Raw genomic sequence first — 22,062 nt, 5'->3', positions numbered from 1 at the left:
TCAGTCCTGCGTATTCAAAACATCCTCGAATCAACGGGATTGATTTCGTATCTGGCCGATCACTGCCAAGCTGTCGGCCCATTCAGGCTCTTGCGGCGCAAATCGAACCCGCAAGTAATTCAACAGATCCCGCACTTGCTCATCATTCAAACTGTCTTTGAATCCTGGCATATAGCCGAGATCATCGTTGGCCGGCGTCTGAATGCCATGCAAAATGACTTGCACGAGATTATCGGGCGTCGCGGCGTGCAGATTCGTATTCACCGCCAACAAGGGCTTGACGCCAAACAATGTGGGCCCTGCCGCGGCCTCGTGACACACCGCACAGGCATTCTGATAAATACGCTCGCCCCGGGCATGGCCCTCGAACAGGCGCTGCGTGGACGGCTGTACGACAGGCATTTGTGCAGTGACGGACGTCGGCGCCAACGGCGCAGGTGCCGCTGCGGCAGGCAGTTCGGGCTCAGATGCGGCAGTGCCAGGCAAGTTGAGCAGATACGTGGCGATGGCGCGCACATCGCTCTCGGGCAATTCGCTCAGCCCCTGGATGACAGGCGCCATGGGCCCCGCCGCCACACCATGGCTCGGTGAATATCCTGTGCGCAGATATTGAAACAACGCATCGGGGGTCCATGGCACTTTGCCACTTGCCAAGCGATCCAGCGGCGGCGCTTCCCACCCCTCGGCCTCGCCCCCTGCCAAGTAATTGCCGGCGCCTGTTTTTTCGGCTCCCAACGTATTGCGCGGCGAATGGCAGGCGGCGCAGTGGCCAGCGCCCTGCACGAGATAGGCGCCACGGTTCCAGTCCAGAGATTGTGCCGGATCGGGCTCATAAACGCCCGTATCGTGGAACAACAGATTCCAGCCTGCCATCATCGGCCGCCAGTTATAGGGGAAAGGCAATGCGGTCTTGGGCGGCTCGTTGCGCACAGGCGGCTGCACCATCAGGTACGCATACAGGGCCTGCATATCCGCATCTGTCATTTTGGCAAACGCGGTATAGGGAAAGGCCGGATAGAGCTGGCGTCCATCTCGATGCACGCCGTCGCGCATGGCACGTTCGAAAGCGCGATACGACCACTGACCTATCCCAGTCTCGTTGTCCGGCGTAATGTTGGTGGTGTAGATCGTGCCAAAGGGCGTATCCAGACCCAGACCGCCCGCATTCGCCTGACCGCCTGGCACGGTATGGCACACCACGCAATCTCCCGCTGCCGCGACCAAACGGCCTCGTTCAATCGCTGCTGCAGAGTAGAGCGAAACATCAGGGCCCGCCGTAGGCGCGAGCGCTGGCTTGAGCGGCCAAGCCATGGTCACCACCCCTGCCAATGCGCCCGCACCGGCGGCCAACCATAGGCCACTTCGCCGCAGCCAACCGCGCGTGGGCGACAACGAGGGTGCTGGAGCAGCCAACGCATCGCGCAGTTGCTTCACATTGAATGGCACCTGCCGCAGTCGTACACCAGTCGCATCAAAAATCGCATTTCCGATCGCCGCGGCGGCAGGCAGGGTCATCACCCCATCCAACGCCAGTTGACCGTGATCGACCGGCTGTGCAGGCGCCAACTCCTGCGCATCCGCCGGCGCCACCTCATGAGACACCGACTGATCAGCCGGCACAGAAGCAGCGTTACCCGAACCGCTTGCGCCCCAATCATCAAACTGCGGCGGCGCGGTGAGCAGCCGACGGGCAGCGTCCAGCAGCCGGGGATCCTGTTCATGAATGGCAGCGCCCTGGGCCGGCTGCAGAGACTGACTGTCACGCCCGACCATCAGTCGCGTCACATCCACGTTCCCCGTATCCGGCGCTACCTCAACCTCGACCAACCAGGCACTCCATGTTTCCACGGCTGTGCCATCAGGCTGCTGATCCCGGACGTGAGCGGTCGCATAGCCGCGCCCACGTAAAGGAGACCGATCAGCGGTTTCGCGTTCGGCCAAAGCTTGTGGTGCCGAAGTCTGCTGCGCTGAAGCTTGCTGTGCCGAAACTTGCCGTGCGGAACCCAATGCCGCGAATCCCGTCTCCTCGTCCCCCGGCACTGCCATGTTCGCAGCCAGCGCCGAACCGTTCACTTGTTCGCGCATGCGCCGCGTCAACGCCTGACCCGGCCCGTTTGGCAACAACGACAAACGATACGCCATCGGATCCACGCCCAATCGCGCTGCTTCTTCGTCCAGCAGGCTCTCGTGCGCAAACACCTGCATCGCCTCGAACTCCGCAGGCGATGCATGGATCAACGGTGCCGCAACATCAACGGTTGTCCGTACGATCTCTCCCGCATCTTGCAGCCGAGGCGTCGCCACGGACGCAGCCTGTGCCGGCTGACTGAGCAATCGCGCCAAACTGGGCCGAGCGCCCCAGGGGCGGTTCGACACCCAGCGCGGCGTGGCGCTCCAATCGCCGGCAAGCGAACCCGGTCCCTCATCGGACTCTGAGCCTCCTGTGCCGACCGCCGCAGCAGAGGCGGGAGTATGTGCAGTCGACGGCGCGGCAGCCGCAGGCACGAATGCCGGTGCTTGACTCAACACCATCTCGCCCGGCGTTGACGCCCGCTGCACGGGAACACGCACCGGCCGGCCCACGGCATGGGACAGCAGCGCGGCATCTGCCGCCGCATCCAATACGTCGAGGATATGAATTTCATTCCCACCGTTCGGCGCCGTATCGACAAGTGTGATCCGGTCAACAGGCATGGCCAGCAAATGGCTCAGCTCTTCTTGCACGTATCGTTGATAGGCTGCCGCACAAGGCAGCCAGGCGGTAGCGTGGCTATCGGTACACCACACCGTCGCGCCCTGGCCATCCGTTGCAGGATGTTCGGCGGCGCTCCACACATAAGACAGGCCCTCAGACGTAGACGCTGTCGTAGCAGATGCTATCTGCGACGGCGATTCCGTCTCTCGCATCGAGGCAGCAGGGAATTGCCACTTTACGTCAAGCCCATCCAGAGCCTGGCGCGCCAGCATCGCTGATATCGCCACGACGCCGACAAAATCTGCCAGACGCACGATCCGAACCACACCCGGCGAGACCTGAGCGCTTGACGTATCGATGTCCGCCACGCTCGCGCCGCGATAACGCCTGCCATCCCACAACACTCGCGGTGGACGCAGCAGCGCGCCATGCAGCAATCCGCCCGCAACGCTGGATAGCTCTGCGCGCCGGGCAGAAATCACGACCTCGGGCAACTCGGCGCCGCTCATGGGGCCCCGTCCTCTGAGCTCGGCGGCGTGACCGCGGCGGCACGCAGCACGGCGGCTTGGCGGGCCGCCTGCAGGATTTCAATATGCGTGCCGCAGCGGCATAAATTGTGGCGCAACTCTTCCCGCAGCATCGCGTCGGTCGGATCAGGACAACGCCGCAGCAACGCCTCAACAGTCATGATCATGCCATTCAAGCAGTAGCCGCACTGCGCTGCCTGACACGCGATAAACGCCTGCTGGGTCGGCCCCGGGCATTGCTGATCACCCAAGCCCTCCAGGGTCGTGACCTCTCGCTCGCCCACGCCGCGAACAGGAATCACGCAAGAGCGCGCGGCCACCCCATCAATCAGCACGGTGCACGCACCGCACTCGCCCAGCCCGCAACCGTACTTCGGTCCATTCAATTCGAGATCGTTGCGCAAGACCAGCAACAGCGGCGTCGCCGGATCGGCCTGCACCGCTTGCTCTCGTCCGTTGACGAGCAAGCGAAAAACAGGAGAACCCGCAGAGAACGGCGCGCCGGAAACGCTGCTGTATGCCATGGTCATCGCTCAGAGCCCAAATCGAAAGTGCCTCATTTCATCGCCGCCTTGGGTTGCGGATCGACGAGCGGCACATTGAATACGTCATAACCGAAACACCACGAGGGGTCCTCATTTGTACGCAGCCATGTATTGTCGTGCGATATACGCTGAACCTTGCTCGCACGTTCAGCACGATTCGCTTCATACAGATCGAAAGCCAATTGGTAATCGTGCACACCCACTTCCTTGAAACAACGCGCCAACATCGCCGCATCCTCGATAGCCATGGCCGCGCCTTGCGCCATGTGCGGCTTCATCGGATGACACGCGTCTCCCAACAACACCAAACGGCCCCGGCTCCAGAGCGGCAGCGGATCGCGTTCCAACAACGACCATTTGGTGACTTCGACCGTCGCGTCGATCAACGCCTGCACGGTCGGGTGCCATCCCTCGAACGCCTCGCGCATTTCCTGTTTGCTGCTCGGCAACCAACGGTCATTGAGATCCCAGTGTTCGACCGGCACACCCGTCACGTAGTAAAGCTCGTCCTGCTTGCCCGTGACGAAGTAGGTCATCATATGCCGATCATCGCTCCACCATTTCACGCAGGGATCAAAGGGCAACATACCGGCCGTGGCCACCGGCGTCGGAAACACCGCACGATGCGCCAGATAGCCTGCATATTTCGGGGGTTCAGGTCCCAGTAATTCCTCGCGAATCCGCGAGTTCACGCCGTCAGCGCCGATCACCAGATCAGCTTCCTCGATGGAACCATCGGCGAAGTGCAGGCGCACGACATCGCCCGTATCTTCAACCTTGATCAGGTGCTTGCCAAAGCTCAGCATGTTATCGGGCAAGGCATCAATCAGCAATGCGTGAAAGTCCCCTCGATGCACCGTCAAATAACTCGCTCCGTATTCCTTGACGGCGTAGTCGCCCAGAGGGATCTGCGCGAGCACATCGCCCGTCTGCCAGTGGCGGCTATACCAGTACTCGGGATGGGAGCCTTGCTCGTTGAGCGCGTCCTCAATACCGATGCGGCGCAAGATTTTCATGACGTTCGGACCGACGTGAATGCCCGCCCCTTGCCGCGAAAAAGCGGGCGACTGCTCGTAGACGTGAACGTTGAATCCTTCCTTGGCAAGCAGCGAAGCGGCGGCAGCCCCTCCCAGACCTGCGCCAATCACAGCGATTCGAGGTTGTGCGGACATATGAAAAGCTCTCCTGGGAATCAAAAGCTCGCGCCGACGACCCCGATGTTGGGAGGCCGGTTTGAATATCAAAAATTAAAGCGTACACACTTCTTTTTTTAAAATTTACCGGCAAGAAATTTTGCTGACAAGAAAACAATGACGAATATATCTAGGTATTTTCCCTAGATTTTTTTAAATCCAAACATATCGTCTAGAACATTGCGGCATCAGTTTTATTTCTATATATTGAGCGTCTACACTGTATTTTCGTCGAGCAACGCCTTGAGCGGGATTCAGAATCGGGCCCGAGCCGTGCCGACTTTCCACTCTCTGGAGACCAAAGTGCCAGCGTCCTCCCCATCATCGACCTATCTCTACGGCGCGCATGTCAATGCGAATGGAATCCGTCAGCACTATCTGCGTTACCGCGCAGACACTGTCCCTGCGCAACGCCCCGCCATCGTGCTCATTCCCGGCATCACCAGCCCTGCGGTGACCTGGGGTTTTGTCGCCGAACGGCTTGGCCGGCATTTCGACACCTATGTGCTCGACGTGCGCGGCCGGGGGTTGTCGGCATCGGGTCCTGATCTGGACTATGGTCTGGATGCCCAGGCCGCCGACGTGCTGGCCTTTGCCCAGGCACTCGATCTGCAACGCTACGCACTGGTGGGCCACTCCATGGGCGGACGTATCGCCGTACGCGCAGCGCGGACTCAACCTGCCGGACTCACGCAACTGGTCGCAGTCGACCCTCCCGTGTCCGGACCGGGACGCCGTCCCTACCCTGCCAAACTGCCTTGGTATGTGGACTCCATACGCCAGGCCACACTAGGCATGGATGCCGACGCGATGCGCGCCTTCTGCCCCACGTGGACCGAGCAGCAATTACGCCTGCGCGCGCAGTGGCTGCATACCTGCTACGAGCCCGCCATCGTGCAGAGTTTCGAAGATTTCGGCCGCGATGATATTCACGCGGACCTGCCCCATATCCAGACACCGTTGCTGCTGATCACCGCCGAACGCGGAGACGTCGTCAACGACGATGATGTCGCCGAGTGGCAGACGCTGGCGCCCCAGACACAACACGTACGCGTTCCCGGCGCAGGGCACATGATCCCCTGGGATAACGAAGCCGGCTTCTATGCCGCCTTTGGCGATTTCCTGGGACAAACACTGGATTGATCGCGGGTATTCCCCACCTCAACCTCATTTCCGTCCACCTCGTATCACACCGGAGTTCGCCATGTCCGTGAGCGATATCGATTTGATCCAAGCCTGGAAACAGGTCCTCAACCTCTCCAGGCTCGAGCCCGGCCAGACAGTCACTGTCCTGACCGGCGCCGACACGCACCCGCAAACCCTGCGCTGTGCCATCGCCGCGGCCAGCGATATGGGCGCCAGAGTCAACCGCCTGGACCTGCCGCCCGTCAACGCCGAAAAATCGTTGTCGCGCGACTCGCTGGCCTATCTGGGTACGACACCGCTCACGGGCAATCCCGCTGCGATTGCCGCGCTCAAGGCCAGCGATCTCGTGCTGGATCTCATGACGCTGCTGTTTTCGCCCGAACAACACGAGATCCTGAGCGGCGGCACAAAAATCCTGCTGGCCGTCGAGCCGCCCGAAATCCTGTGCCGCCTCGTGCCTACCGCAGATGACCGCACGCGCGTCGTCAACGCCTCTGAACGCATCCAGGCGGCAAAGGAGATGCATATCACCTCACAAGCCGGCACCGACCTGCGGTGCCAGCTGGGAGAGTTCCCGGTCATTTGCGAGTACGGCTTCGTCGACCAGCCCGGTCGCTGGGACCATTGGCCAAGCGGCTTTGTACTGACCTGGCCCAACGAAGGCCAAAGCCGGGGCATTGTCGTGCTGGATCGCGGCGACATTCTGCTGCCACTCAAAGAATACGTGCACGACCCCATCAAACTCACCATCGAAAATGGCTATGTGCATGCCATCGAAGGCGGATTACAGGCAGAGATCCTGCGCGAATACATGGCTTCCTACGAAGACCCCGAGGCCTATGCCGTATCGCATGTCGGCTGGGGTCTTCAACCTCGCGCGCATTGGTCGATGCTGGCCCACTACGACAAGGAATCGCACATCGGGATGGACGCGCGCGCGTTCGAGGGCAATTTTCTCTGGTCCATGGGCCCCAACAACGAAGCCGGCGGCCAGCGCACCACTGCCTGCCACATCGACATCCCCATGCGCCGCTGCACGGTCAAACTCGACGGCAAACCGACCGTCATCGACGGCATCGTCCAGGACCAGGAAGGGCTGGCACGCGCTGAACGGCGCAATCAATTAAAGGGCATCGTGCGATGAACACACAAACCATTCCCACTGGCGGCGTGCAAGGCGATGTCTCGGCCTACGCGCGGCAGGGCTTTGGCACACCCTTGCCGCTCAAAGCCCCCTTCGGCCTGCTGATCGTGGACTTCGTCAATGGATTCGCCGATCCCGCGGTCTTTGGCGGCGGCAACATCCCGCAAGCGATCGACCAGACTACCCATTTGCTCGCTCACGCACGCGCTCAAGGATGGCCCGTCGCGCACAGCCGCATTGTCTTTGCCGATGACGACGCCGACCAGAATATCTTTTGCCTGAAGGTCCCGGGCATGCTGACCCTCAAAGAGGACAGCCCCGCCAGCGCCATCGTACCTGCGCTCGCACCCGCTCCGGGAGAATACGTCGTACGCAAAAGCACGCCTTCAGCGTTCTATGGCACGATGCTGGCGCCATGGCTTGCGCAACGCGGCGTGCAGACATTGCTCGTCGCAGGATGCGTCACCAGCGGCTGCGTGCGCGCGAGCGTCGTCGATGCCATGCAGGCGGGCTTTCGCCCTCTGGTGGTATCCGATTGCGTCGGTGACCGTGCACTGGGCCCGCATGATGCAAACCTGTTCGACATGGCACAGAAATACGCGGCAGTCATGCCGCTGGACCAAGCCCTCGTCGACATTGAGGCACTGTCACGCTAAGCTGATTCCATGAGCCTGCTCCAGCCCAAGCGACTGCACGACGGATTGCTCGATCAGTACGGCACGCTGCTGATTGTGCGTAACCCGGTCGCGCCCCCAAAACCGGCGCCTGGCCAACCCGGCGCGCCGTCGGATTACGTACCCGCCACGCCCGAGATCTTCGTCGCCGTCGTGGACGCTCCCGATACGGCGCAGGGCTGGCGCGCCCTGGCCTTTAACGGGCACGTCGATCTGGGCACAGGCATACGCACCGCGCTGGCACAAATCGTCGCCGACGAGCTCGATATTCCATTCGAACAACTCGACATGGTGCTGGGCCATACCGAGGCTTCGCCCAATCAGGGTCCTACCATTGCCAGCGCCACCATTCAGATCTCGGCCGTTCCGCTGCGGCGTGCCGCCGCCCAGGCTCGCGCGCATCTGCTGAACCTCGCAGCGCAGCGCTGGCACGTTTCCGCTCAGGCGTTGCAAGTCCGCCAAGGCATGGTCGTATTCAAGGACGAAAAGGATACTCGCCAGGCGCACTACGGCGAATTGATTCGTGGCAGGCGAGAACGGCTCATACTATCCGAAGACGTCGAACTCAAGCCGGCATCCGAGTATCAAGAGGTGGGGCAAGGCCGCGCGCGTGTCGATATTCCCGCCAAGGCAACCGGTGCGCTGACCTTCGTCCATGACATACGCATACCGGGCATGCGGCACGGCCGCGTCATCCGCCCGCCCTATCCAGGACGTGACGGCGGCGACTTTGTCGGCGCCAGCCTCATATCGGCCGATATCGCATCCGTGGCGCATCTGCCCGGCAACGTGCAGGTCGTCGTAAAAGGGGATTTCGTCGGCGTGGTGGCTGATCGCGAAGAACAAGCCATCGCCGCCATGCGCGCCCTGAAGGTTCAATGGCGCGACATCCCGCCGGCTCCCGAGCTGAGCGATCTGGACGCGGCGTTGCGCGCCCACCCGTCCGAGGTGCGCGCCTTGCACCATCAGGGACATGCCAACGAGGAGCTGGCCGAGGCAGCACAGGCCAGCCCGAGTCGCGTGGTCCGGCGCAGCTACGTCTGGCCCTATCAGATGCATGGATCGATCGGTCCGTCCTGCGCCGTCGCAGATTACACCGCTGACCGTCTCACGATCTGGTCCGGCACCCAAAACCCGCACATGCTGCGCACCGATCTCGACCGCCTGTTGAAACTGGGCGAGGGCAATATCGAAATCGTGCGCCTTGAAGCCGCAGGGTGCTATGGCAGAAACTGCGCCGACGACGTCTGTGGCGATGCCGCCCTGTTGGCGATGGCAACCGGCACAGCGGTACGCGTGCAACTCACGCGTGAACAGGAACACCAGTGGGAGCCAAAAGGCACGGCGCAACTCGTCGACGTGCAGGCCGCGATCGATCCCATGGGCAACTTGCTGGCCTATGACTTCGGCGTACGTTACCCGTCCAACGACGCCCCGTTGCTGGCTCTGCTGTTAACGGGCAGCATTTCCAATCAACCCCGCACCCTGCAGATGGGCGACCGCACGGCGATGCCGCCCTATCAATATCCCCACGTGCAGATCGTCTGCCATGACATGCCGCCGCTGATGCGTGCCTCGTGGCTGCGTGGCGTTTCGGCCCTGCCGAATGCGTACGCGCACGAATGCATGATTGACGAGCTCGCGCATCGGGCGGGCGCAGATCCCCTCGACTATCGCCTGCGCCATCTGGACGATGTGCGTGCCCGCGACCTATTGACGGCCACGGCCGAACGTGCCCGCTGGCAGCCCTTCAGGGCAGGCAGCCGCGGCATCCCCGCAGACGATGGTTTATTGCACGGCAGAGGCCTGGCCTACGCGCGCTATATCCACAGCAAGTTTCCGGGTTTTGGGGCAGCATGGGCGGCATGGGTGGTGGATCTCAGCGTAGACCCGCTGAGCGGGCGCGTTCGCGTGGACCGCGTCACGGTCGGCCACGACGCCGGCATGATGATCAATCCCGACGGCGTTCGGCATCAGGTCCACGGCAACGTTATCCAGGCGCTGAGCCGCGCACTGCTGGAGCAAGTCTCGTTTGGCCCGCAGGGAGTCACCAGCCGAGAATGGGGCGCCTATCCTATTATTAAATTCGGTGAAATCCCGGAGATCGACGTGCTGCTCATGCCGCGCCAGGACGAGCCTCCCATGGGCGTGGGCGAATCGGCGTCGCTACCCGGCGCCCCTGCAGTCGCCAACGCATTATTCGATGCCACGGGGCTGCGTCTATGTGCGCCACCGTATACTCCAGAAAAACTGCGCCACGTCATGCATAACACTCGAAGCGCCCATGTCGACCTCTACGCCTGAATCACTACCATCGCCGGACCAGTCGGACAAAGACAATTCGGCCCCCTACCTGTTTTCGTCGCAGGTCGGGCACCTGCTGCGCCGCGCCTACCAACGCCACACCGCGCTTTTTCAAAAATTCATTCCGGACTCAAAACTGACCGTCGCTCAGTTCGTCGTCATGTGCGCACTCAATGACGACGGCCCGGCTTCCATCGCCAATCTGGTCAAGGCCACCGTCATCGACCAGGCGACCATACGCGGCGTCGTCGATCGGCTCAAGAATCGCGAGCTCATTACTCTGCAGGCAGACCCCTCCGATCGGCGCAAAGTCATGGTCACCCTGACCGAGGCAGGCACACAACTCGTCAACGAGATGCAACCCTTTGCCCACGCCATCACCGAAGAAACGTTCGGACCGTTAAATGAAGCGGAACGCGTGGCTTTACTGTATCTGCTGCGCAAAATCACAGAATCCGAAAGCAGCTCACGGTATCCCGACGTCAACCACATCTGCACTTGATGCGCCACGCGTATTCACATACAGGCTATAGAGCCCTTTTCCGGCAGCCATGAACAGCCGGTTTCCTTTCGCACCGCCAAAGCAGAGATTCGCGCAGCGTTCCGGCAAGTGAATATGTCCGATCGGTGTGGCATCGGGCGCGAATATGCGCACGCCATCCAGTTCCTCGGCTCCCATCCCCCACCCGCACCACAGATTGCCATCCACATCGCAACGCAATCCATCCGCAGTGCCGGGCCCGCAATCGATCAGGTCACGCCCCTCTGACAACGTTGTGTCCGACACGCGATAGACTCGAATGGTACGGTTTGGCCTCGCACGCGACGCCACGATATACAGCAGCGTTTCATCGGGGCTGAAACACAGGCCGTTTGGTCCAGCGACATCGTCGGCCACAACGCTGATTCGACCGGAGGGATCAATACGGTAGACCCTCTCCGGCAGTTCGGGCTCGGCCTTGTAGCCCTCGTAGTCGCTGCTCAATCCGAACGGCGGATCGGTAAACCAGATCGACCCATCCGATTTCACGACGACATCGTTCGGCGAATTCAATCGCTTTCCTTCAAAGCGATCCGCCAACACCGTGATACGGCCGTCGTATTCGGTACGTGTCACGCGGCGATTGCCATGTTCGCAAGTAATCAGCCGGCCTTGACAGTCACGCGCATTGCCGTTGGCATAACCCGATGGCTCACGAAACACCGTGACATGACCCGATGCATCGTCATAGCGCAGCATCCGGTTATTCGGGATATCGCTATACAACAAATAGCGGCCATCGCCGAACCATACAGGCCCTTCGGCCCATCGTGAACCGGATGCCAACATCTCTACCGCGGCATGAAACAACCGATACTTATCAAAACGCGGATCCAAGGATTGCACCCTGGGGTCAGGATAACGAGGGCTGACGCGCCAGAATGGATCAGGTGCCAGAATGGGCTTTGTCGAATTCATCGGTGCTCACGCATGTTGACCAAAATATGCATCTTCCAGGCGGGTCTGCAGATCAGCTTCGCTGGTATCCGCCTGCAAAACAATTTCCCCGTGGGCCATGGCATAAACGCGGTCAGCCAGCACCAGGGATTTCTCGACCAATTGCTCGACCAGCAACACGGATGTTCCAGCATCTCGCAGACGCGCCGCGACCTCAAACACACGGTCAACCAGGACTGGTGACAGCCCCGCAGAAGGCTCGTCCAGAATCAGCAAACGTGGACGCTTTACCAATCCCTGAGCCACCACCAGCATCTGTTGCTGCCCGCCGCTTAACGCCCCTGCACGATCATGGCGCTTCGCCTCGATTTCCGGAAAGAATGCCAAGGCATCCCGGATGCGTTCCTGGCGTTCGGTCCGGGAAATGTCATATCCCGCCAAGGCCAGATTGTCTTGTACCGACAATTGCGTAAAGACGTGGTGCCCTTCGATCACGTGCACCAAGCCCGCCTGCGCCGCATCACGCGGCGTCGCACCGCGCAGGCTTTTCCCTGCAAACACGACGTCGCCGGACATCCATGGCAATAGGCCCGACAACGCCCGCATCAACGTGCTCTTTCCTGCGCCATTAGGGCCCAGCAATGCCACAATTTCGCCGGGTTTCACGATCATATCGACGTCGTGCAGGATTTGAATTTTGCCGTAGCCGGCATTCAGGCCCTGCACCTGCAGCAGACTATTAGGCTCCGAGGTATGCACTGACGACCTCCTTATGCGTACGGATTTCCTGCGGGGTGCCGCTGGCCAGCACCGACCCGAGATTCAGCACCGTGACGTGATCACAAATATCAAAGATCAAGTCTGCATGGTGTTCCACCAGCAACACTGCCGTTCCGCAGCGGCTGATCTCTTTGATGATGTCACCGAGGCGCTTGATCTCGTCTCCCGTCAAGCCCGCAGCGGGCTCGTCCAGCATCAGATACCTGGGCTGCAGCATCAACGCACGCGCCAGCTCCAGAAACCTCAGTTCGCTATGCTGCAAGCTATCGGCGCGCACGTGAGCCAGCTGAGACAGCCCCACCGCTTTTAATGCCGACTCCGCCATCTCTCGCAATCTACGCTCGTCCTCTCGATGCCTACCCACCCGCAACAAGGCCTCCAGGAACGTACCGCGTGCGCGCGTATATCCGCCTGCCATGACGTTCTTCAGGACTGAGGTATCGCCAACGATGCGCGGCGTCTGGAACGTACGCGCGAATCCGCGCCTGGCTCTGCCCAAGGGTTGTCCCGAAGGGACTTCCGTGCCGCTCTCCGTCACCAGGCCCTCTTGAGGCCGGTAATACCCCGAGATCACATTCAGCGTCGTGGTTTTCCCACTGCCATTCGGGCCGATCAAACCATGCACTTGCCCACCGTTGATGTGCAGATCCAGACCGTTGATCGCCTTGACTCCACCAAACGATAAATGCAGATTTTTCAATACGATTTTCCCATCACGAGGCACATCCGCCAAAATCTGGCGTACAGCGCCCAGCTCTGGTTGTATGCGCCGGTTTGCCGGCAAGGGGCTGCGTCCTCCAAAATCGAGCAAAGACGCAATTCCACCGGGAATTGCCAGAACAATCACCAACAACAACAGCGCGTATAAGAAATTGGACCACGCTGCCAACGGCGCGGCGATCTCCGGCAAAACGGTCAAGATCAGCGTGCCCAACAGCGGACCCAGGATAGAACTGCGTCCACCGATCAGGATAGAGATGAAAAACAGTACCGACAGTTCGAACGTAAACGCCTCGGGCGTAATGTATGTCTGAAGTGAACTGAACAGTCCTCCCGCGATACCGGCCAGCACGCCTGCAAGCACAAAGACGGCAGCCAGTAACTTGGCCTTGGAAATACCGTAGGCCTCCGCGGCGACCTCCGCATCGCGGATAGCAATCAACCCCCGCCCGAATCGGCTGTGTGCGATATTGGCCGTCAATAGGGTCGCCACCGCGGCAATGCCCAGGCACAAGTAATACAAGCCCCGATCGGAATCGAACGGCGCCGGCATGGCGGGCCCCGGCACGCCAATTCCGCCGCCCGTCACCGACTCCCAGGCCAAAGCGATCTGCGTCACGATCGTGGCGAATCCCAAGGTGGTCATCGCAAAATAAAACGTGCGCAGCCGCAGCGCCGGCAAGCCGACAATCAGGCCAAACAGCCCCCCCACTGCCCCCGCCGCCGCCAGCGCCGTAAACGGCTCCCACGGTTCGGACACGTTACCGGCCACCAATGCACTGGCCGTGTATGCCCCCACCGTCAACAACGCCACGTAGCCGATCGCCAATTGGCCCGCATAGCCGACAATCAGGTTCAGCCCGGACACCAATATCCAATAGATCGCCGCGCGTGTCGCGATCACTGTCCAGTACGTATTCCCTAATGCCGGCAGTGCGATCGCCAGCACCAGCAATACGATGAACGGCAACATGCGCGTCCAGCCCTGCCCCCGGTTCATCGGATGACGCTCCATCGCTTGAGGGGTTCCTCGATAGGTCTTTGCGTGCGCGGTCATCACACTCTCCGTGCAGAGTTGGAGCCGAAAATACCCTGCGGCACGGCCATCAACACCACGATAAACAAGACGAACACGGCAATCGACGCAAAAATGCCGCCCACGGTAAAGTTCGCCGTCTGTTGAAACAGTCCGAGCGCCAGGCCACCCAGCACTGCGCCGCGATTATTGCCGAGCCCACCCAATGCCACAGGAACGAAGCCGTAGAAATTCAACAAGGGGCCGTTGGCAAAAAAAGCCAACATCAACTGACCCGCGGCAAACCCGGCGATGCCCCCGATCACGCCCGCCAGGGCATAGCTGATGACCCGCAGGCGCCGTTCGGGCAATCCGATAGAACGTGCAGCAAAGTTGTTCTCCGCCACTGCCAGAAAAGCCAGGCCGATCAATGTGCGCCGATATAGATACTCCAATGCCAGCACCACAATCACGCAGGCCGCGACGGGCAGCCAGAACCGTTCATCCAACGGTCCCGACCCCCAGGCCAACAAGCGGGGAAAAGGCTGAGGCTCGGTACCCCATTCGATCGCCGTCACCTGTTGAATCATCAAGGCCAACGCCAACGTAGACAATACATACAGATGTTGGTCCAGACTTTTCAGCACAGGCCGCACGGCGACAAACTCGGTGATCACGCCAACCAACGCGCATAACCCCAGGGTCAATACGAATGCAACCGGACCGGACATGCCCATGCGCAGCATGAACAAGGACCCGAACACACCGCCCAGCATTCCAAGCTGCCCTGCCGTAAAGCTCATGACACGAGACGTGGAATACATCGTGTTGTACGTGATGCCGATCAGGGCATACACCGCTCCGACCGCCAGGCCGGAACTGATAATAGAAGCCAGCATGACTGCGTCCCCTCGGTCTTATTGATAACCCGGCGCCAATGCGAACGTCCCGTTGCGCGCAGACTTGGCCTCGGACATGACGACTTCTTCGGTGGGATAACCGTTGTGAATCGTGGGAGAGTACGTATAGGTCCCAAAATATCCGGGGTACGCTTTCAGGCTATTCCAATACTCGATGATGTCTTTGGATTGCGACGACCCCGTTGTCTGCACCGCCTTGGCCACGAGCTCAATCGCGTCGTAGCCGGCCGACACCCACCAGTACAGCGTGTCTTCCAGACTGACCTTGCCTTTGACCATGTCAAGGAACTCCTGCGAATGCGCGGGCAGCTTGCCGTTGGCGTCATAGCTGGCGCTCTTGTAGCCCACTGCATAGACCTTGTCCCAGTTCTCTGGCTTTTCCACCAGCGTGCGCAGCTCGCCCGATGCCAGCGAGGGATGGCCGACAAAAGCGACATCCCAGCCCATATGGGCTCGGGTATTGAACAAACGCGCCTCCATCCCGGTAGAGACGCTCCAGATCACGATCACTTGCGCTCCCGCATCGCGAGCCCGCGTCATGTCGGGCGACATGTCTGCTTGTGTCGCGTCGATATTCGCCGAGTACACCACCTCCGCGCCATCTTTTTTGAAATTGGCCACGCATGCCTTGCTCGCGCTCACCCCATATCCCGTCGTGTCGCCGATCACCGCAATCTTGGAATATTTCTGTACCTTCAGGCAGTAATTCCGGCACGCATCATCCCATTGACTGTTCGACGGGGAGATGCGGAACGCATTGGGATACTTGTCCGTGTTCACCAAGCTATCTATGACGCATGGATGAATATTCGGCATCTTGGCGCGAGCCATGATTGGCGTGACGGCCAAGGACTCGCCCGAGTTCGTCGGCCCCCAGATCGCATGCACTTTCTGTGAGTTGATCATCTCCTGCGCCGCATTCACTGCTTTAGTAGGATCACCCTGCGTATCGCGCGTCACGATCACGATCTTGCGACCCTTCACTCCGCCTGCCGCATTGATTGCCTGCGCAGCAAATTCGACACCTCGATTGAACCCCACGCCCGGGGCAGAACTCGGCCCGGTCAATGCAGCAAGCCACCCTATCTTGAGGTCTTCACTCGAGGCCAACGCCAGTGCGGGCATGCCTAATGCCGACGCGCCTAATGCGCCAGCGGCGCCCAACACAAAGTCACGACGAGAAACTGTCATTTGTTGTCTCCTAAGGATTGTCATCGCTGAATGGCGCGGGGTTCCCCTGTCTGCCATCCCTCGCCATCGTCACCGCCGTGGTTTAACGGCCGCGTTTTTCCAAATGCGCAATACGATCCAGATCAAACGTAAAACCCCAGCCTGGGCGCTGCGGAACGATTGCCATCCCGTCTTCGAATTCGAGGCGCTCCTGATACAAATCGGAGAACCACGGCATGTACTCCAGGAATATCGCGTTGCTCAATGCACCCAACACTTGAATACTCATTTCGGGAAACAGATGGCTCGACACGGGAATGTCGTAAGCAGCAGCCATATGTCCCACTCGCATGAACTCCGAGACGCCACCCGCTCGCTGCAAATCCGGCATCAGCACATCAGCGCTGCGCAGCTCGATCATGCGGCGGAACCCATAACGTGCATACTCCGTTTCACCACTGGCGATAGGGGTATCCAGGGCGGCCGCGACTCGCGCCACCCCCTCCAGATCCCAGGCGGGCAACGGCTCTTCGAACCAGGCCAGTTGATATTCTTCCAGCATCCGCCCCAACCGGATGGCCTGGGCCTCGTTCAACCCTTGATTGGCATCGGCCATCAATTTGATATGCGGACCGATGGCCTCCCGTACTGCACGCACTCGTTGCACATCGACGGCAGGATCGGGCGATCCCAGCCGCATCTTCACCGCCTGAAAACCTTGTTCCACCATCTGCTGTGCGTCGCGCGCAAGCTCGTCGACGCTGCGATGCAACCACAATCCGCCACTGTGATAGACGGGCACACGATCCTGTGCGCCCCCGAGCATGCGATACAGCGGCAAGCCCGCCGATTTGGCGGCGGCATCCCATAGCGCGCCGTCAATGGCCGATATCCCCATGACCGGAATACCTTTCTGCCCGAAGAAATTGAGATCTTTCCAGGCACGCGACCAAAACCCCGCGATGTGACCGGCGTCCTGTCCCACTACCAGGTCCGCCAACTCATCGACCATACGGTGCAACACCCCCGTACGCCGATTATTCAAGGTGAACACCAAGTTCTCGCCCACCACCCCATCACTCGTATGCAGACGGACCAGGACGACACCGCATGTTGAAATCGGCCCCAATGCACTCATGATCGGCTCTTGCAATGCGATCTCTATCGGGCGGGTTTCCAGCTTGACGACTTTCATACGGCAGCCTCTTCGGTAATGCGATGCACGTCGCCGACGCGATATCGCGACATCACTTCTGAATCAGGGTCGCAGCCCAAGCCAGGGCCTTGAGGCACGTTCAACATCCCATCCACGGCATGCACATAGGGCGCAAAAGGATTGGCCTCCATATCCATCCACAGCACTTCGATCAAGGGCGGCTGGGGCAGCGCTGCGCCAATATGCAGTGTGGCGATAAAACCCGGCCCGAAATACGGCGAATGGGGCACGACACGCACACCGTTCGCTGCACACAGCGCTGCTACCCTCATGGTCTCGCCGATGCCGCCGATCTTCGTCACGCTGGGCTGCGCGATATCAATGGCCCCGCTCCCCAATAAAGTCTGAAATCCCTGCAGTCCGGCCACGTTCTCGCCAGCAGCGATGGGGATACCACACGCGCGCAGGCGCGCCAGCCCCTGCGCATCTTCGGGCGGCCAGACTGGCTCCTCGAACCAGTACATTCCGTCGCCACGCATACTTTGCGCCATATCCAGAGCATCAGGCACATCCCAGGCACAATTGACATCCATCATGATCTGGACATCCCGGCCCTGGACCGCCTCTTGCGATCGCACGAGGGCTTCCCGCGTCGTTTCATGCAGTTTGACGTAGCGAAACCCCCTATCAGCTGCTGCGCGCGTGTTGCGAGCAGCGATTTCGGCATCCCCATACGCCAGCAAACTGGAATAGGCCTCGAGCTGCGTACGGCTGCCATTACCCAGCAATTGATGCACAGGCAGTCCTGCGCGTTTGCCCAGCAGATCCCATAGCGCGATTTCAATTCCTGACCAGGCGTAAACGTAACTGCCATTACGACCCAGCAAATGGGTGGAATGCAGCACATTGCGCGTCAGGGCCGAGATATCGCCTGCGTGTCTGCCTATCACCAGCGGCGCCACAATCGTATCCAGAGCGGCACGTGTGGCGGGGATTGCAGCATGGCCAAACGCCTCTCCCCATCCTACCAATCCGTCTTCAGTCTCCACCCGGACCAAGAGTATCTCCAGCCGGTCCCACAACTTTCCTGCAAACCGGGCATAGGGGCCTCCCATGTCAAACGGCAGCGACACCACGGAAGACTCCACCGACACAATCCTCATGCGTTTGCTCCTCTTCTTATCGTGCGACAGATGGGGTACTGAGTTTTGCAGCGGCATCAACATCAGTACCGATCAGATGCAATGACTGTAAAAGCCGCCCGAAGCAAAAACAATCGAAGTGGACTAATTCAAAGATAAGCTAGACTTATGTTCAACGTGTGCTGCGCTGATGTATAGCGGCAGCGTTCAGTCACACGGAGGGCTCTGCAAACATGCAGCCCGCATAAAAATTGGCCTTGCCGCCAAGGGGGACACGATGCATTTGACCGTACGCCAAATGGAGGTCATACGCGCCGTCAGTCGATACGGCAGCGTAGGCGAAGCCGCATCGGCACTGGGAATCTCTCAGCCTGCTGTCAGTTTGTTGCTGCGTGAGTGCGCCTTGCACGCAGGGTTTCCGTTTTTTGTGCGCAAGCGCGGCCGGTTGCAAGCCACACGCGAAACGCTGGAAATCATGGGCGAACTCAATCGCATCTTTGACAGCATCGCTCGCGTCAACCGGCTGGTGGACGACATGCGCGAGTTGACTGAAGGCTCGGTCCAGATTTCCACGGTGCCCACGATCGCAGAGAACTTATTGGCTCCCACGAGCGTCCGGTTCCGCGAAGACTGGCCACAGATTCAAATATCAGTCATCGCGACCGACAACGTCAGCGTATCCGACAGCGTGTTCCAGGAACGCGTGGACTTCGGCATCGTGTTGTCGCCGCTCAGCCAGGACGGACGAATGATCGAAGGCCGTCTGACTGATTTGTGCGAGGCCGAGCTGGTGTGCGTGGTGCCTGAAGATTGTCCGCTGGCCAAGCTCCCTGTTGTCACCCCGCAGGATCTGGAGCCCTATCCCTTGATATCGTTTGACAAGAACCTGCCACTAGGTGCCTTGATCGAGGAGAGCTATCGCATTGCAGGCGTCAAACGAAAGATCGCGCTGTCAGTGACGTTGACGGCTGTCGCCTATTCGCTCGCGCGTTCCGGTGCGGGCGTGGCGATTATCGACCCCTTTTATTTGCTGACCGGCCGCAATCAGGGGGTTGCCACCATTCGGTTTCAGCCGCGCATGCCCGTCAAGGCGCAATTACTGCTGCCCAATAACACACCGCTCTCCCGGCCCGCGCAGCTGTTTGTCGCGGCGTTGAAGAAAACCGCCGTCTCGCTCAAGGACTCGCTGCCGCGCGAAGCCAATCTCTAAAGTCTGGAACATTCCCTCACCGTCAACCAGGCCGCCGCGCAAATGCGCCCGGCTCGAAATCATCTACCGCCACGACACGCCTGACAGCCTCTTCGGCGGCCTCGATCTGCCGCGCCTGCTCGTCCGTGATCGCCCCGCCGCGATGCGCCTCACGCCAGTCGCGAACGCCTTCGCGTTTCAGCTTATCGTGCAATGGCTGCACAGCATTGACCAGCGCAAACGCCCGCTCCAATTGCGCCAACACATCATCGCCCTCACCGCGCTGCAAGTTGGCAATCAGCCGATCCCGCGTAGGCGATGGCGCCAACAATAAATCGGCACACTCGCGCGTCAGCGCATCACTGGGACCACGATTCAAACGCACAGGCAACACTATCGCTCGCAACACCCAAGCCAACGGACGCTTCGGCAAATTCGCCAGCACCTGGTCAAAGCGGGTTTCCAAGCGCGCGCACCCGTCCTCCATGCACCACATCACCAACGGCAGATCCGCATGATTACGCCCCTCGTCCTCCCAGCGCTTGAGCACCGCCGACAACAAATACAACTCTGCCAGGATATCCCCCAAGCGAGCCGACAACATTTCACGCCGCTTCAAGGCGCCGCCCAAGGTGCCCATCGCGACATCCGCAACTAATGCAAACGCCGAAGCATAACGACTCAACCTGCGATATTGCCGCGCAACAGGCCCACTCGACGGCGCGCGTGCCAATACACCGCCCGTCCAGGCCCGGCCCCACGCACGCAAGCCGTTCTTGGCGCTATGCGCGAGGTGACGCCAGAACACGTCATGAAACGTCTGCAACCCACGCTCATCGTCCTCGTCCCCTAATGCCAAGACCTCCTGCATCAAGTAAGGATGTGCTCGAATCGCGCCTTGGCCGAAAATGATCAGGCAACGCGTCAGGATATTGGCGCCCTCCACCGTAATGGCGATAGGCAAGGCCCGGTACAACGAGCCCAAGTAATTCGATGGCCCATCGATGACGGCCTTGCCGCCATGCACATCCATCGCATCGTTCACCGCCTCGCGCATACGTTCGGTGGCGTGGTACTTCATGATCGCGGATACCACCGCAGGCTTATGCCCTTGATTCAACGCCGCGCACGTCAACCGGCGCGCCGCCTCGACCAGATAGGCGTTGCCCGCCAGACGACCCAACTTTTCCTGCACGCCTTCGAAGCGGCCTACCGCAATACCGAACTGCTGACGCACGCGCGCGTACATGCCCGTCACGTGCGCGCTGTACACCGCCGCTGCCGCCGACAGTGAAGGCAGCGAAATCCCGCGCCCTGCCGCCAAGGCGCTCATCAACATCTGCCAGCCATGGCCGGCCTTTTCCGTGCCGCCTATCAACGCATCCAGCGGCACAAAAACATCCGCGCCCTGATTCGGACCATTTTGAAATACCTGCATGGAGGGCAAATGGCGGCGTCCTATCGTGATCCCTGGCGTGCTCGTCGGCACCAACGCCACCGAGATTCCCACGTCCACCTCGCCGCCCAGCAAGCCATCGGGGTCCTGCAGCTTGAACGCCAGGCCCAAAACCGTCGCAATTGGACCCAGCGTGATGTATCGCTTGTGCCAATTCAGACGAATCCCTAATACCTCTTGACCGTCTACCATTTGACGGCACACGACACCGGTATCGACCATCGATGCCGCATCCGAACCGGCCTCGGGGCTGGTCAAGCCAAAGCACGGCACCTCGGTCCCGTCCGCCAGACGCGGCAGCCAATGATCGCGCTGTTCCGGCGTACCGAACTGCAGCAATAGCTCTCCTGGTCCCAGAGAATTGGGCACCATCACGGTCACGCCCGCTGTAATGGAATACGCGGAAATACGTCGCACGACTTCCGAATGCGCATAGGGGGAGAACCCTAATCCCCCGTAGGACTCCGGAATGATCATGCCAAAGAAACGCTGCTCGCGCATGAACTGCCAGACAGTCTCAGGCAAATCCCCCTGATGCCAGGTGATATCCCACTCGTCGAGCATCGCGCACAACCGGGCCACGGGGCCGTCCAGAAACTGTTGCTCGGCAGCAGTCAAGGTCGCCTGCGGCACGGCGAGCAACTTGTTCCAGTCAGGATCTCCGGTAAACAGATCCGCGTCCCACCAGACATCTCCCGCCTCGATGGCCTCGCGCTCCGTGTCGGACAGGCCCGGCATGGCCTTGCGAGCCCAGCGGTAGGCAGGTTCGGAAATACGGCGACGGCGCCAGGCATTGAAATCCATATGCAACCTTGTATAGAAGTGCGCGTACGTAACCAAGTTAACAG

The 22,062-nt window shown here is 60.2% G+C and carries 17 protein-coding genes; 6 read left to right on the top strand and 11 right to left on the bottom strand.

What is annotated here, in order from left to right:
* Positions 1 to 30 precede the first annotated feature (30 nt).
* Genes ACNA0I_RS15030 through ACNA0I_RS15020 form a run of 3 tightly spaced genes read right to left on the bottom strand, consistent with a single transcriptional unit; the run spans position 31 to position 4,939 of the window.
* Positions 31 to 3,204, bottom strand: a complete 3,174-nt coding sequence (locus ACNA0I_RS15030) for a c-type cytochrome (RefSeq protein ID WP_415806816.1) — start codon at positions 3,202 to 3,204, stop codon at positions 31 to 33.
* Positions 3,201 to 3,746, bottom strand: coding sequence for a (2Fe-2S)-binding protein (locus ACNA0I_RS15025; protein WP_415806815.1), 546 nt, complete (start codon positions 3,744 to 3,746; stop codon positions 3,201 to 3,203). Before ACNA0I_RS15025 ends, ACNA0I_RS15030 begins: the two co-directional genes overlap by 4 nt.
* Positions 3,747 to 3,778: 32 nt before the next feature.
* Entirely contained in the window at positions 3,779 to 4,939 is a 1,161-nt protein-coding gene (locus ACNA0I_RS15020; protein WP_415806814.1) for an FAD-dependent monooxygenase, read from the bottom strand.
* Between the two features lie 324 nt (positions 4,940 to 5,263).
* Between ACNA0I_RS15020 and ACNA0I_RS15015 the strand changes: the two genes are divergently transcribed.
* The 5 genes from ACNA0I_RS15015 (at position 5,264) to ACNA0I_RS14995 (ending at position 10,730) form a co-directional block, all read left to right on the top strand.
* Entirely contained in the window at positions 5,264 to 6,103 is an 840-nt protein-coding gene (locus ACNA0I_RS15015; RefSeq protein ID WP_415806813.1) for an alpha/beta fold hydrolase, read from the top strand.
* Between the two features lie 61 nt (positions 6,104 to 6,164).
* Complete coding sequence (locus ACNA0I_RS15010; protein ID WP_415806812.1) at positions 6,165 to 7,250, top strand: M29 family metallopeptidase; 1,086 nt, start codon at positions 6,165 to 6,167, stop codon at positions 7,248 to 7,250.
* Positions 7,247 to 7,906: an isochorismatase family protein gene (locus ACNA0I_RS15005; RefSeq protein WP_415806811.1), complete on the top strand. Its 660-nt coding sequence runs from the start codon at positions 7,247 to 7,249 to the stop codon at positions 7,904 to 7,906. Before ACNA0I_RS15010 ends, ACNA0I_RS15005 begins: the two co-directional genes overlap by 4 nt.
* Positions 7,907 to 7,915: 9 nt before the next feature.
* Positions 7,916 to 10,228 carry a xanthine dehydrogenase family protein molybdopterin-binding subunit gene (locus tag ACNA0I_RS15000; protein WP_415806810.1) on the top strand — a complete coding sequence of 771 codons (2,313 nt, stop codon included), beginning with the start codon at positions 7,916 to 7,918 and terminating at the stop codon, positions 10,226 to 10,228.
* Positions 10,209 to 10,730: a MarR family winged helix-turn-helix transcriptional regulator gene (locus tag ACNA0I_RS14995; RefSeq protein WP_415806809.1), complete on the top strand. Its 522-nt coding sequence runs from the start codon at positions 10,209 to 10,211 to the stop codon at positions 10,728 to 10,730. The genes ACNA0I_RS15000 and ACNA0I_RS14995 overlap by 20 nt, the downstream gene beginning before the upstream one ends.
* Here the strand turns inward: ACNA0I_RS14995 and ACNA0I_RS14990 are convergent.
* The 7 genes from ACNA0I_RS14990 to ACNA0I_RS14960 form a co-directional block, all read right to left on the bottom strand.
* A complete protein-coding gene (locus ACNA0I_RS14990) occupies positions 10,695 to 11,687 on the bottom strand; it encodes an SMP-30/gluconolactonase/LRE family protein (RefSeq protein WP_415806808.1) in 993 nt (330 codons plus the stop codon). The two genes, ACNA0I_RS14995 and ACNA0I_RS14990, sit on opposite strands and share 36 nt — an antisense overlap.
* A gap of 6 nt (positions 11,688 to 11,693) precedes the next feature.
* Positions 11,694 to 12,425: an ABC transporter ATP-binding protein gene (locus tag ACNA0I_RS14985; protein ID WP_415806807.1), complete on the bottom strand. Its 732-nt coding sequence runs from the start codon at positions 12,423 to 12,425 to the stop codon at positions 11,694 to 11,696.
* A complete protein-coding gene (locus ACNA0I_RS14980; protein ID WP_415806806.1) occupies positions 12,406 to 14,223 on the bottom strand; it encodes a branched-chain amino acid ABC transporter ATP-binding protein/permease in 1,818 nt (605 codons plus the stop codon). Before ACNA0I_RS14980 ends, ACNA0I_RS14985 begins: the two co-directional genes overlap by 20 nt.
* Entirely contained in the window at positions 14,223 to 15,080 is an 858-nt protein-coding gene (locus ACNA0I_RS14975; RefSeq protein ID WP_415806805.1) for a branched-chain amino acid ABC transporter permease, read from the bottom strand. Before ACNA0I_RS14975 ends, ACNA0I_RS14980 begins: the two co-directional genes overlap by 1 nt.
* 18 nt (positions 15,081 to 15,098) lie before the next feature.
* Positions 15,099 to 16,292 (bottom strand): ABC transporter substrate-binding protein, encoded by a 1,194-nt coding sequence (locus ACNA0I_RS14970; protein ID WP_415806804.1) that lies wholly within the window; start codon positions 16,290 to 16,292, stop codon positions 15,099 to 15,101.
* Between the two features lie 82 nt (positions 16,293 to 16,374).
* On the bottom strand, positions 16,375 to 17,466 hold the full coding sequence (locus ACNA0I_RS14965) for a mandelate racemase/muconate lactonizing enzyme family protein (protein ID WP_415806803.1): 1,092 nt from the start codon (positions 17,464 to 17,466) through the stop codon (positions 16,375 to 16,377).
* Complete coding sequence (locus ACNA0I_RS14960) at positions 17,463 to 18,590, bottom strand: mandelate racemase/muconate lactonizing enzyme family protein (RefSeq protein WP_415806802.1); 1,128 nt, start codon at positions 18,588 to 18,590, stop codon at positions 17,463 to 17,465. Before ACNA0I_RS14960 ends, ACNA0I_RS14965 begins: the two co-directional genes overlap by 4 nt.
* Before the next feature lie 256 nt (positions 18,591 to 18,846).
* Between ACNA0I_RS14960 and ACNA0I_RS14955 the strand changes: the two genes are divergently transcribed.
* Complete coding sequence (locus ACNA0I_RS14955) at positions 18,847 to 19,779, top strand: LysR substrate-binding domain-containing protein (protein WP_415806801.1); 933 nt, start codon at positions 18,847 to 18,849, stop codon at positions 19,777 to 19,779.
* Between the two features lie 22 nt (positions 19,780 to 19,801).
* On the opposite strand, the gene ACNA0I_RS14950 is transcribed toward ACNA0I_RS14955, so the two are convergent.
* Positions 19,802 to 22,018 carry an acyl-CoA dehydrogenase gene (locus ACNA0I_RS14950; protein WP_415806800.1) on the bottom strand — a complete coding sequence of 739 codons (2,217 nt, stop codon included), beginning with the start codon at positions 22,016 to 22,018 and terminating at the stop codon, positions 19,802 to 19,804.
* Positions 22,019 to 22,062 lie beyond the last annotated feature (44 nt).

It is taken from the genome of Bordetella muralis, assembly GCF_965139205.1.
GTDB lineage: Bacteria > Pseudomonadota > Gammaproteobacteria > Burkholderiales > Burkholderiaceae_B > Bordetella_A > Bordetella_A muralis.
This window is presented reverse-complemented; position numbering and strand designations above follow the sequence as displayed.

Excerpts from the sequence above, each read along its gene's own strand:
- ACNA0I_RS14990 (WP_415806808.1), bottom strand. The coding sequence starts at position 11,687 with ATGAATTCGACAAAGCCCATTCTGGCACCTGATCCATTCTGGCGCGTC.
- ACNA0I_RS15025 (WP_415806815.1), bottom strand. The coding sequence starts at position 3,746 with ATGGCATACAGCAGCGTTTCCGGCGCGCCGTTCTCTGCGGGTTCTCCT.
- ACNA0I_RS14970 (WP_415806804.1), bottom strand. The coding sequence starts at position 16,292 with ATGACAGTTTCTCGTCGTGACTTTGTGTTGGGCGCCGCTGGCGCATTA.
- ACNA0I_RS14955 (WP_415806801.1), top strand. The coding sequence starts at position 18,847 with ATGCATTTGACCGTACGCCAAATGGAGGTCATACGCGCCGTCAGTCGA.
- ACNA0I_RS14975 (WP_415806805.1), bottom strand. The coding sequence starts at position 15,080 with ATGCTGGCTTCTATTATCAGTTCCGGCCTGGCGGTCGGAGCGGTGTAT.
- ACNA0I_RS15030 (WP_415806816.1), bottom strand. The coding sequence starts at position 3,204 with ATGAGCGGCGCCGAGTTGCCCGAGGTCGTGATTTCTGCCCGGCGCGCA.
- ACNA0I_RS14965 (WP_415806803.1), bottom strand. The coding sequence starts at position 17,466 with ATGAAAGTCGTCAAGCTGGAAACCCGCCCGATAGAGATCGCATTGCAA.
- ACNA0I_RS14980 (WP_415806806.1), bottom strand. The coding sequence starts at position 14,223 with ATGACCGCGCACGCAAAGACCTATCGAGGAACCCCTCAAGCGATGGAG.
- ACNA0I_RS15005 (WP_415806811.1), top strand. The coding sequence starts at position 7,247 with ATGAACACACAAACCATTCCCACTGGCGGCGTGCAAGGCGATGTCTCG.
- ACNA0I_RS15000 (WP_415806810.1), top strand. The coding sequence starts at position 7,916 with ATGAGCCTGCTCCAGCCCAAGCGACTGCACGACGGATTGCTCGATCAG.
- ACNA0I_RS14950 (WP_415806800.1), bottom strand. The coding sequence starts at position 22,018 with ATGGATTTCAATGCCTGGCGCCGTCGCCGTATTTCCGAACCTGCCTAC.
- ACNA0I_RS14960 (WP_415806802.1), bottom strand. The coding sequence starts at position 18,590 with ATGAGGATTGTGTCGGTGGAGTCTTCCGTGGTGTCGCTGCCGTTTGAC.
- ACNA0I_RS15020 (WP_415806814.1), bottom strand. The coding sequence starts at position 4,939 with ATGTCCGCACAACCTCGAATCGCTGTGATTGGCGCAGGTCTGGGAGGG.
- ACNA0I_RS15010 (WP_415806812.1), top strand. The coding sequence starts at position 6,165 with ATGTCCGTGAGCGATATCGATTTGATCCAAGCCTGGAAACAGGTCCTC.
- ACNA0I_RS14995 (WP_415806809.1), top strand. The coding sequence starts at position 10,209 with ATGTCGACCTCTACGCCTGAATCACTACCATCGCCGGACCAGTCGGAC.